This is a genomic window from Pseudomonas sp. 34 E 7, assembly GCF_900005715.1.
Taxonomy (GTDB): Bacteria; Pseudomonadota; Gammaproteobacteria; order Pseudomonadales; family Pseudomonadaceae; genus Aquipseudomonas; species Aquipseudomonas orientalis_A.
On the sequence record NZ_CVTX01000097.1, the window covers coordinates 1 to 8,271 of the forward strand.

General features: G+C 60.1%; 8 protein-coding genes. 6 read left to right on the forward strand and 2 right to left on the reverse strand.

All coding sequences use genetic code 11. The annotated features are described in order from the left end of the window. Nucleotides 1-40: 40 nt before the first annotated feature. A protein-coding gene (locus tag BFP96_RS06785) for an IS3 family transposase (protein WP_122582746.1) occupies nucleotides 41-1,188 on the reverse strand; the annotation gives its coding sequence in 2 pieces (ribosomal slippage) (nucleotides 41-933 and nucleotides 933-1,188; 1,149 coding nt in all). 180 nt (nucleotides 1,189-1,368) lie between these two features. Between BFP96_RS06785 and BFP96_RS30830 the strand changes: the two genes are divergently transcribed. Next, entirely contained in the window at nucleotides 1,369-1,539 is a 171-nt protein-coding gene (locus BFP96_RS30830) for a hypothetical protein (RefSeq protein ID WP_163003415.1), read from the forward strand. Between the two features lie 147 nt (nucleotides 1,540-1,686). Next, nucleotides 1,687-1,857 (forward strand): hypothetical protein, encoded by a 171-nt coding sequence (locus tag BFP96_RS30835; protein WP_158254501.1) that lies wholly within the window; start codon nucleotides 1,687-1,689, stop codon nucleotides 1,855-1,857. Nucleotides 1,858-2,290: 433 nt separating this feature from the next. On the opposite strand, the gene BFP96_RS06800 is transcribed toward BFP96_RS30835, so the two are convergent. Further along, nucleotides 2,291-2,704 carry a hypothetical protein gene (locus tag BFP96_RS06800; protein WP_065935882.1) on the reverse strand — a complete coding sequence of 138 codons (414 nt, stop codon included), beginning with the start codon at nucleotides 2,702-2,704 and terminating at the stop codon, nucleotides 2,291-2,293. Nucleotides 2,705-2,844: 140 nt separating this feature from the next. Between BFP96_RS06800 and BFP96_RS06805 the strand changes: the two genes are divergently transcribed. The 4 genes from BFP96_RS06805 to BFP96_RS06820 all read left to right on the forward strand — a co-directional run. Next, nucleotides 2,845-3,810, forward strand: coding sequence for an arsenic resistance protein (locus BFP96_RS06805; protein WP_065935883.1), 966 nt, complete (start codon nucleotides 2,845-2,847; stop codon nucleotides 3,808-3,810). 86 nt (nucleotides 3,811-3,896) lie between these two features. Beyond that, complete coding sequence (locus tag BFP96_RS06810; protein ID WP_065935884.1) at nucleotides 3,897-5,504, forward strand: ArnT family glycosyltransferase; 1,608 nt, start codon at nucleotides 3,897-3,899, stop codon at nucleotides 5,502-5,504. A 238-nt stretch (nucleotides 5,505-5,742) separates the two neighbouring features. Further along, on the forward strand, nucleotides 5,743-7,461 hold the full coding sequence (locus BFP96_RS06815) for a ShlB/FhaC/HecB family hemolysin secretion/activation protein (protein ID WP_065935885.1): 1,719 nt from the start codon (nucleotides 5,743-5,745) through the stop codon (nucleotides 7,459-7,461). A 31-nt stretch (nucleotides 7,462-7,492) separates the two neighbouring features. Then, a partial coding sequence (locus tag BFP96_RS06820) for a filamentous hemagglutinin N-terminal domain-containing protein (RefSeq protein WP_139113355.1) occupies nucleotides 7,493-8,271 on the forward strand: 779 nt, incomplete at its 3' end.

Sequence of the window (8,271 nt, forward strand, 5' to 3'; positions counted from 1 at the left end):
TGAGGTGGTCAACTTTTTCCGGACACCTCAATCGGTGTTTTCAGGCTGTTTGCCGCTCGTACTGATTGGGCGGCAAATAGTCTAACGATGAATGCATTCGTCGTTCATTGTAGAACCGCACAATGTAATCCGTGACGTCCCTGATTGCTTCATCATGATTGGCATAGTCCTTCCTCCAAACACGCTCCATCTTCAGGTTCAAGAAGAAACGTTCCATGACTGCGTTGTCCCAGCAGTTGCCCTTGCGGCTCATGCTGCAGCGCAAGCCATGTCGTGTCAGCATGGCTTGGTAAGTAGCGCCTGCATACTGGCTGCCCCGATCTGAGTGCGCGATCAGACCCGGTTTAGGCTGTCTCTGTGTGATGGCTAGTTGCATAGCACTGCACACCAACTCTGCGCGCATATGCGGAGCCATGGACCAGCCTACGATCTTGCGTGAATACAAATCCATGACAGCCGCCAAGTACAGCCAGCCGCTTCGAGTGCGAATATAAGTGATGTCAGCAACCCATGATTGGTTGATCTGCTCGGGGTTAAACTGGCGGTTGAGCAGGTTCTCAGCTACCGGGAAATTATGATTACTGTTGGTGGTATGAACGAACTTGCGCTTCCAGATCGGGCGTAAATCCTGTTGTTTCATCAGCCGACGGACCTTGTGCCGCCCAATGGATACGCCATCGCTACGCAGTGCTTTCATCACCCGACGACTGCCATAACAGTGCTCATTGGTCATGAACGTAGCTTTGACCTGAGCTGCAACCGGACAGACAGCTTTTGGCTTAAAAGACCGCTGACGAGCTTCATAGAACCCCGAACGGCTGATCCGCAAAACCCGGCAGATACGTATTACCGGGTAGGCCTTGCATTGCATTTGGTGAACCAATTGGTGGATCACTTCAATTCGCGGGCAAAGAAGGCCGTAGCTTTTTTTAATATATCGTTGTCAGTCTTCAGCTCGCGGATCTGCTGCTCAAGCTGACGAATACGCTGTTGCTCGCTGGTTAACGGTTTACCAATCCCTGTACCACCTAACTGCTCGGCTTGGTACTGCTGGACCCAGCGGCGCACGGCAGTGTCACTCAAGTCTAAATCGGTACAAACGGAGTTCACGCTCAGGCCTTGGTCAACAATCATCTTGCAGACTCTTAGCTTGAAAGCGGCGTCGAATTTTCTGTACTTCTTGGTCATGGAATACTCCTCAATAGGTGTAGTTTCACCTATTGAGGTGTCCGGGACTATTAGACCAGCTCAGTTTGCCCCCGATAGCGGTGGGTCAGTTGACAAATAAGTGACTGACCCACTGCCATCGGGGGCAAGCCCCCTCCCACATTTGTATGTGTCAGTCTGCTGAGTTCGTCAGCGCTTGGGATGCGGCGATTCGATCCACGCCAATGTACGGCGGCGGGTGAGCTGTTCCAGGAAGCCCGTTGGGTCGAAATCATCGCGACGGGCGTTCTGAGCTTGCTGGTGGTGTTGGCGGGGCTGTTTGTTGCCAGTCGTCGCAAGGCCCAGAGAGCCGGCGCTCCCGTACTGAACTGACAACATGTAGATCAAAGAATGTGGGAGGGGGCTTGCCCCGATAGTGGTGGGTCAGTTGACAAATAGGTGACTGACCCACTGCCATCGGGGGCAAGCCCCCTCCCACATTTGATATGCGTCAGTCTGCTGAATTCGTCAGCGCTTGGGATGCGGCGATTCGATCCACGCCAATGTACGGCGGCGGGTGAGCTGTTCCAGGAAGCCCATCGGGTCGAAATCATCGCGACGGGCGTTCTGAGCTTGCTGGTGGTGTTGGCGGGGCTGTTTGTTGCCAGTCGCCGCAAGGCCCAGAGAGCCGGCGCTCCCGTACTGAACTGACAAAATGTAGATCAAAATGTGGGAGGGGGCTTGCCCCGATAGCGGTGGGTCAGTTGACAAATAGGTGACTGACCCACTGCCATCGGGGGCAAGCCCCCTCCCACATTGATATGCGTCAGTCTGCTGAATTCGTCAGCGCTTGGGATGCGGCGATTCGATCCATGCCAATGTCTGGCAGCGGGTGAACTGTTCCAGGAGGCCCATCGGGTCGAAATCATCGCGACGGGCGTTCTGAGCTTGCTGGTGGTGTTGGCGGGGCTGTTTGTAGCCAGTCGTCGCAAGGCCCAGAGAGCCGGCGCTCCCGTACTGAACTGACAACATGTAGATCAAAAAATGTGGGAGGGGGCTTGCCCCCGATAACGGTGGGTCAGTTGACAAATAGGTGACTGACCCACTGCCATCGGGGGCAAGCCCCCTCCCACATTTGTATGTGTCATTCTGCTGAGTTTGCCAGCGCTTGGGATGCGGCGACGTAGTCCGCCTGGAACTGCGGCGATTCGATCCATGCCAATGCGGCGGTCTCGTCATCGCTGTCAGTGGCCCATTGCCGATATTCAATCAGCGCGGCCAGGATAAAGTCGGTCGCTTCCTCTTCGCCTTCCTGTTCCAGCACCAGTGCCAGCAGCGGGTGCGCCAGGAATACCGCACACAGCGCCTGCTGGCTGGTTTCGCCCGCCGTGCGCATCTCCACGAACAACTCGGTCAAGTCCACCGATTCAAGGTCGATTCGGCTGTCGTCGCCGGCGAACGCATCCGGCTTGGTGGCGACGGCGCGCTGGGTACGGTTTTGCTTGGCCTTGGTTTTTGCCCGCTGGGCGCGTTTTTGCTGCTTGTTTGGCGAGGCCATGGGCGTAACGTCCTTGGGGTTGGGGCAGGTATTGAAGCGCAGGTTGGGGGAAATCCCAAGCAGGTTTGCTCGCACATCCAACTCGACCACCGGGCAATAGATGAATAGGCTTGGCTTTCGCCACCTGCCAGAGCGTCTTCATGACCCGCGACACCCTTGAGCACAATCAGATTCCCCTCTACTTTGCCGCCACCCTGCTGGCCGCGCTCTATGGTGCATTCGCGCCGTCTTTTGCTCAGGGCCTCGGCGTACTGGTTACGCCCGCCATCGCGGTACTGATGTACGCGATGTTCCTGCAAATCCCTTTTCTCGACCTGCGCCGTGGCTGGGGCAGCCAGCGCTTTATGCTGGCGTTGCTGCTGGCCAATTTCATCCTGGTGCCCTTGCTGGTATGGGCGCTGACCCGTGGCCTGTTGGAGCACCCTGCGCTGTTGGTGGGCGCGTTACTGGTATTGCTGACGCCGTGTATCGATTACGTGGTGGTGTTTACCCACATCGGCAAAGGTGATTCGCGGTTGATGCTGGCGGCCACGCCGTTACTGTTACTGGTGCAATTGGCCCTGCTGCCGGTGTATCTGGGGTTGATGCTGGGAGCGCACTCGGAGGTGGTGATCGCGGCCGCGCCGTTTATCGAAGCGTTCCTGTTGTTGATCGCGCTGCCGATGCTGCTGGCCGCGTTGACGGCTTTTTACGCGCGACGATCACTGCTGATCAACCGGTGGAACAGCGCCTGGGCCTGGTTGCCGGTGCCGGCGATGGCCCTCGTGCTGTTTGTAGTGATCGGATCGCAGATCACATCAGTGATTCGGGATATCCGCCTGCTTGTGCCTGTGCTGCCCATCTACGCATGCTTCGCGCTGCTGGCGCCGCTGATGGGGATGTTGGCCGCGCGGCTGTTCGCACTGCCGGCGGCAACGGCGCGTGCGGTGACGTTCAGCGCATCCACCCGCAATTCCCTGGTGGTGTTGCCCCTGGCGCTGGCGTTGCCTGAAGGTACACGCGGTTTGGCCGCGACGGCGGTGATCCTGCAAACATTGGTCGAACTGGTTGCGCAGTTGATCTACATCCGCCTGATCCCGGCCCTGGTATGGCGCGCCAGTCGCTAATGCATGAATGTGCAGGTTCGTTCAGACGCTGTTCAGGGGGGTGGTCGGCACCATAAGCCCGCGCTTCCCACCTGACAGGTCACCCGATGGATCATCGCAGCCGCTTTCGCCTGGAGTCACTGGGCATCTTTCTGATCGCCTTGTTGCTGTTCACCCTGGGTATCTGGGATCAGCAGCCTCAGGGCTTCGACGGACGATGGGCGTTGTTCCTGCAGGAAATGTTTCGCCACGGCGCGAGTCTTTTCCCTACCACCTACGGCCAGCCGTACGCGGATTACCCCGGCACTGCGACGTTCTTCAGTTTTGTCTTTGCCCGGCTGTTTGACGCGCCGAACCATCTGGCGAACGTGCTGCCCACCGCGCTCGCTTCGGCGGGGGTAGTTGCCCTGATCTATCGCCTGCTGGCACCGTCCAGCCGGCCCTGGGCATTACTGACGGTGCTGCTGACTCTGCTCACCACCCAACTGCTCGAAAAGTCGCGCTCGGTGTGCCTGGACCAGATGGTCGCGCTGCTGTGCGTCGGCAGTTTCTACCTGCTGCACAGTGGCGAGCGGTTGGGCTCACGGTTCAGGCAACTCGCGGTTTTCCCCTTGTTTGTCTTGGCCTTCGCGATTCGTGGGCCGCTGGGGTTGATCGAGGTGTGTGGCGTGACATGTGTGTACTGGGCGCTGGGCCGGCCGGGGGAGCGGGTCAGGCAGGTGTTGGTTCACGGCGTGGTCGGCTTGTTGATGCTGCTGGCGTGCTGGTGGGTGCTGATGAAACTCGCCCGAATCAGCGGGGGCGATGCCTTTGCCGATGAGGTGTTCAAGATGCAGGTCGGTGGGCGGCTGGATGAGTCCGGCGAGCCGTTTTACTTCTACTTTCAGCTGAGTTTGTACCGGTACTTCCCGGTGGTGCCGTTGGCCCTGGCGACGTTGATCGCGCTGCGTCACCGCTGGGCGCAGCGCTGGGTCAATGATGATGTGCAGTTGCTGATACGCCTCGGCGCGTGCGGCTTGATGATTTTGCTCGGCCTGTCAGTACCGCACTTCAAGCGTGCCTATTACATCCTGCCCATGGTGCCGATGTTTGCTGCTGTGGCGGCCTACGGGCTGCTTCAGGCGCAAGGCTGGCTCGTTGGCGTGCGCCGCTGCTACGAGGGGCTCGTCGTCGCGCTGCCGGCGCTGTGCGTGGTGGTGGTGTTTGCGTGTCGGTATGCCTGGCACAAGCACGGCTATTGGCCTGATGTTTCGATGCCGTTATTGATCGGCGTGCTTGTGCTGATGCAAGTGGCGGCGCTGGTGGCGTGGCGTCGGGCCGGGCGGTTGGTGTGGCTGAGCATGATCGCCCTGGCGGCGCAGTGGTTGCTGCTGGTCACCGTCATCGAGCCGGCCAAGGATCTTCAGTTCGATACGCGGGAGTTTGTCAGCCAGGTGGAGGCGTTGCGGGATGCGCAGCCGGGCCCTCTGGTATTTGTCGACCTGGGCCGGGACACCTGGGCGGTGCGCTACATGATGAACCTGGACCACGATGAACAGCCGTTTTTCGTCGGGCGTAACGAACTGGAAAAGCTCGCCACATTGCCCCGGCCATCCTGGGTGATTGTGGCGCGCAAGGACGCGGCGCTGTTGAAGGGGTCGCCGGTCGAGCCGTTGGCGCCGAGCTTTCAGGGGCGGTTGAATGACAATGCGTTGATGGTGTTTCTGCTCAACTGAGAAGCCCTTTTTAGAAAGCATCTGAAGCGACGCTCGGCGCGTTACCGTTACTCATCAGTTAGATCATTGCTACCGTCTATCGGAATCGCCAGGCAAGATACCGATGCTTAATAAGATTTTATTTAAAAATCAGTCGGTTAGTTGTTTTTAAGGCGCCTGCCGATAAAGCAGTCGGGATATTGGCATGACGCATGCTTCGATGTTAATTTGCCGCCCTTTGTAAATCGACGGATCGAACATGTACTTGCTCCTGCCATGGACTCGGCTGCTGGGCGTCTGCCTGCTGACTTTCTTCACGCTGAACAGCGCATTCGCCGCCCCCACGCCCGGGGACCAGGACCTGATCCGCGATCGGCAGAACCGCCTGCTCGAAGAGCAGCAGCGGCGTCTCCAGGAACTTCAAGACCTGCCCGGCAAAGCGGCCAAACCCGAGGCGCCCACCGCGCCCGCCGACACCCGTTGCTTCCCGATCAAAGACATCGAACTCAAAGGCGCCGACAGCCTGCCGGCCTCCGAGCGCGAGCGCCTGCTCAAGCCCTATGTCGGCCAATGCCTGGGCGTGTCCCAGCTCAACGACCTGCTCAAGGCCATCACCGACTACTACCTCGGCAAAGGCCGCGTCACCAGCCGCGCCTACCTGCCGCAGCAAGACCTCTCCACCGGCCACCTGCAAGTGCTGGTGGTGGAAGGCAAGCTCGAAGCCTTGCGCAGCGCCGAAGGCAGCACCGTGACCGAACGCGAACTGGCCATGGCCTTTCCCGGCAAGGTCGGCGAAGCGCTGAACCTGCGTGAAATCGAGCAACTGGTGGACCAGCTCAACCGTCTGCCGTCCAAACAGGCGCAGATGGAACTGACCCCCGGCAAGCAAGTCGGCGGCAGCGACGTGGTGGTCAAGAACACCGCGCAAAAGCCCTGGCGCGCCAGCCTGTCGCGCAATAACGACGGCCAGAAAAGCACCGGCGAACAGCAATGGGGCGCCGGCCTTGAATGGGACAGCCCGCTGGGCCTGGGCGACCAGTTGATTCTGCGCGGCGGCCATGACGCCATCAGCGACCACCAGAAAACCTCGAAAAACACCATGCTCTATTACAACGTGCCGTGGGGCTGGTGGAACTTCAGCTACACCTACAGCGAGAGCGACTACCGCACCTTCGGCGTGACCGACGACTTCAAATACAAGCAGGACGGCGACAACCAGAACCACCAACTGCGCGCCGAACGGGTCATCCACCGCGATGACGTGAGCAAGACCTCGGTCAACGTCGGCCTCGCGCACCTGCGCACCAACAACTACATCCTCGACGTGCGCACCGCGCCTAGCAGCAACCGCCTCAGCGAACTGCAACTGGGCGTCAACCACGGTCGGCGTATCGGCACAGCCTTCGTCAACCTGGACCTGGGCATGCAAAACGGCATCGGCCTGCTCGACGCCCAGTCCCAGGAAGAGCGCGACGCCTTCGGCCGCCGCCAGCCGAACTCGCGCTACCGCAAATACACCGCCACCGTCAGCTACCTGCAACCGTTCAGTCTGTGGGGCGAGTCGTTCAGCTTCAGCAGCCTGGCCACCGGTCAACGCAGTGAAGACCCGCTGTTCTCGCCCCAGCGCATGAGCCTCGGCGGCTCGGCTTCGGTGCGCGGTTTCAAGGACCAGTTGCTGACCGGCGACAGCGGCGGCTACTGGCGCAACGAAGTGCGCTGGGCGCGCCCGGTGACCCTCGACTGGATGCGCCCGGCCTTCTTCGAATACGGCGCCAGCGTCGGCTACGACCAGGGCGTGATCCGCAACGACCGCTACAACGACAACGTTCATGGCCGCGTGTCCAGCAACTCCCTGGAGCTGTTCGCCCGAGGCAAGAACGTCAGCACCAGCGTGACCTTTGCCCACTCGCTGGAAAAACCCGGAGTCGTCACCGAGCGCGAAGCGCCGATCTACTTCCGCCTGGATTTGTTCCTGTAATTCAACGTTGCGCCGCAGCGAGAAACTGAAAATGGACGTTCGACAATTTGCCTTCCTGGCCCGCCAACCTTCCGCCGCCCTGAAGCCGCGAAACGCGTTCTTCGGCCTGCCCAAACGCGGGCTGGCGCTGATCCTCGCCAACGCGCTGTTCTGGCAGCCGCTGCTGGCCCAGGCCGAGGGCATCGTGGTCAGTGCGCCAGGTACCACGGTGGGCGCGGCGGGCAATGGCGTGCCGGTGGTGAACATCGCCACACCGAACGGCGCAGGCTTGTCCCATAACCAGTTCCAGCAGTACAACGTCGGCCCCAACGGCGTGATTCTCAACAACGCCAACGGCGCGCTGCAAAACACCCAACTGGGCGGGATCATTGTCGGCAACCCCAACCTCAAGGGCGGCGCGGCCAGCGTCATTCTTAACGAAGTCAACGGCGGCAGCGCCAGTCAGTTGCGCGGTTATACCGAAGTGGCGGGGCAGTCGGCCAAGGTCATCGTGGCCAACCCGTACGGCGTGACGTGCAGCGGTTGCGGCTTTATCAATACGCCCAACGTGACCCTGACCACGGGTAAGCCGGTCATCGACCCGACCGGCCAGTTGAAAAGCTACCAGGTCGATGGCGGCGCCGTGACCATCGATGGCGAAGGCCTGAACGCCAGCAACGTCGACCGCTTCGACATCATCACCCGCTCGGCCAGGATCAACGCGCAAATCAACGCCCGCGAACTCAACGTCATCGCCGGGCGCAACGACGTCGATGCACAAAGCCTGAAAACCACCGCCCGCGCCGATGACGGCAGCGCCAAACCCGAGCT

Excerpts from the sequence above, each read along its gene's own strand:
- BFP96_RS30830 (WP_163003415.1), top strand. The coding sequence starts at position 1,369 with ATGCGGCGATTCGATCCACGCCAATGTACGGCGGCGGGTGAGCTGTTC.
- BFP96_RS30835 (WP_158254501.1), top strand. The coding sequence starts at position 1,687 with ATGCGGCGATTCGATCCACGCCAATGTACGGCGGCGGGTGAGCTGTTC.
- BFP96_RS06800 (WP_065935882.1), bottom strand. The coding sequence starts at position 2,704 with ATGGCCTCGCCAAACAAGCAGCAAAAACGCGCCCAGCGGGCAAAAACC.
- BFP96_RS06805 (WP_065935883.1), top strand. The coding sequence starts at position 2,845 with ATGACCCGCGACACCCTTGAGCACAATCAGATTCCCCTCTACTTTGCC.
- BFP96_RS06810 (WP_065935884.1), top strand. The coding sequence starts at position 3,897 with ATGGATCATCGCAGCCGCTTTCGCCTGGAGTCACTGGGCATCTTTCTG.
- BFP96_RS06815 (WP_065935885.1), top strand. The coding sequence starts at position 5,743 with ATGTACTTGCTCCTGCCATGGACTCGGCTGCTGGGCGTCTGCCTGCTG.